The 2,191-nt window shown below is 57.9% G+C and carries 2 protein-coding genes; both read left to right on the forward strand.

What is annotated here, in order from left to right:
* Positions 1-655, forward strand: a 655-nt coding sequence (locus AC3IFE_RS10805; protein ID WP_489190509.1) for a hypothetical protein, incomplete at its 5' end; no start/stop codon positions are given.
* A partial coding sequence (locus AC3IFE_RS10810; protein ID WP_489190510.1) for a hypothetical protein occupies positions 652-2,191 on the forward strand: 1,540 nt, incomplete at its 3' end. The genes AC3IFE_RS10805 and AC3IFE_RS10810, both read left to right, overlap by 4 nt.

Here is a 2,191-nt window from a genome sequence, read left to right on the forward strand (position 1 = left end):
GTTTGGCGCTGGCCGGGACGATCGCGCACTTTCGATCGACTTCACCCGCTACGAATTGAGCGATGAAGAGTATCCGTATTTGGCGCGCAAGGCTGTAGCGACCTTTTTCCTGAAGCCGCTTCTCACGGTATCGTTGCTCACATCGCTGCTTCGGACAGCGCCGACGAATGCGGCCGCCAAGGTCGAAGATGTATTGATCGATCCTGTATTGCACAATTATGCGGGGGTGGCGAGGGATCATCTCGTGTCGGTTGCTGATGATCCAGAGGATCCTGCCGCCTCGGCGGCCCGGCGTGCGCTTGACGCGCAGGATGCATACCTCGATGGCCTGAATTCGCCCGGCCGGGTGCTTGAGCTGCACCCGTCCGAACACGAGAGACAACTCGAGTGGGAACGGCATGCCGACAGCATGTCCGACGCGATAAGGAAAGCGCGGAAGGATTCCATCATCTCAAGAATCGCAACGGAATCGGTGATGCTGTATGGAAACCATGCAGTTAGCTGGATCGACCTGCCTGGTGGCAAACCGCGCCGGATCGAGACCAAACTCGGCAGCGTGGGCACGTCGTTCGAGATGCCTCGGGTCGATATAGTCGATCCCATCGGACTCCAGCTAATGCTCCTGACGTTCCGTTCTGAGGAGCCACCGCGATGAAGTTGGTCTTCAGACAGTATCTGGCCTCCCTGAAGGAGCGGAAGGAACTTGACGCCGTCCTGCCAGACCTATTGAGCGAACTCGGGTATACGGTGGTCTCCCGGCCATCTGTCGGAACCCGGCAGTACGGAGTCGATGTTGCGGCCGTCGGCAAAGACAGCGACGGCACTCGCAAGCTATTCCTGTTCTCAATCAAACAGGGCGATCTAACCCGCGCTGACTGGGATGGCAATCCTCAGGCGCTTCGCAGCTCGATCAACGATATCCTCGACGTCTACATTCCGACACGCGTTCCCGAGGCCTACGCGAAGCTAGAGATCGTGATCTGCCTTTGCTTTGGTGGCGAAATTCAGGAAGCTGTCCGCGACAATGTCACGCAGTTTACCAAGCGGCACACAAGGGACGGCATATCGTTCGCCGAGTGGAACGGCGACTACATGGCCGGCCTGCTCGTCGACGGAGTGCTGCGCGAACAGTTGGTTGGCAAGGCTCTGCGCAATAGCTTTCAAAAGGCGGTCGCCATGGTCGACGAGCCACAGGTGGCATTCAAACATTTCCGCGAGCTGGTGCGAGGGCTTTGCGATGTTTCGGGCACGACTCCGAGGCAGCGGGCGACGATTGTGCGGCAGATCTATATCTGCCTGTGGGTCCAGTTCGTCTGGGCTCGCGACTCCCAGAACGTCGAAGGTCCGTACAAGGCCAGCCAGTTGTCCATCTTGCTGGCGTGGAATCTCATCCGCGACGACGTGGGGAAGTCGACCAAGGTAGCCGAGGAGGTCTGTATGGCCTTCGCGGAGCTGGTCAAACTTCATTTTCTGATTTCGGACGAGCTGTTGGGGCGCAAGATACTCCCATTTGTCGACAAGGAGCACGCGATCTCGATGGCAGTCGAATCCGCATCGCCGGTAGACGTCAACCTCAAGCTCTTCGAATTGCTCGGCCGCATCGCAATGCGGGGGCTATGGCATCTTTGGTTCGCGGCAGGATCGGACCATTTGCCGACGTCTCGGGATGACTGGAACTGCCCGGAAGCCAGCGAACTCGCACAGAAGATTGTCCAACTCATCAGAAACAACCCGGTCCTTCTCACGCCAGTGGCGGATGAACACTCCATCGAGATCGGGCTGGCGCTCTTGTTCCTTACGATGCTCGGCGATTGGAGCAAGGCTGCAGCGGACTACGCAGGCACCATCATTCAGCGGACGACGTTCGCATTTAGGTCGAACAGCCGGTATCCCACCATCTACGCCGACTACCGCTCGTTACTGGTCCATCCTCGTGAGGACACGGACGAGTATCGTGAAGCCCAGACGAAGGGCAGTACTCTGTACCCTCTCTTGTCGATTTGGGCCTCCTCGCTCGGTGAGGAAGAAAGTGCTCAATACATCGCCACTTTCACCGAGAAGTATCTCGGTCACTGCAATATGCAGTTCTGGCTGGCCGGCGATGATAGTGAGGATCACGTATATACCCGTGGCGACAATCACGGGACCTCTCTAGGCAATATTCCGATCACCGCCGATGGTGAAAGAGCGG

This window comes from Burkholderia sp. APQ4-4ca (assembly GCF_057837105.1).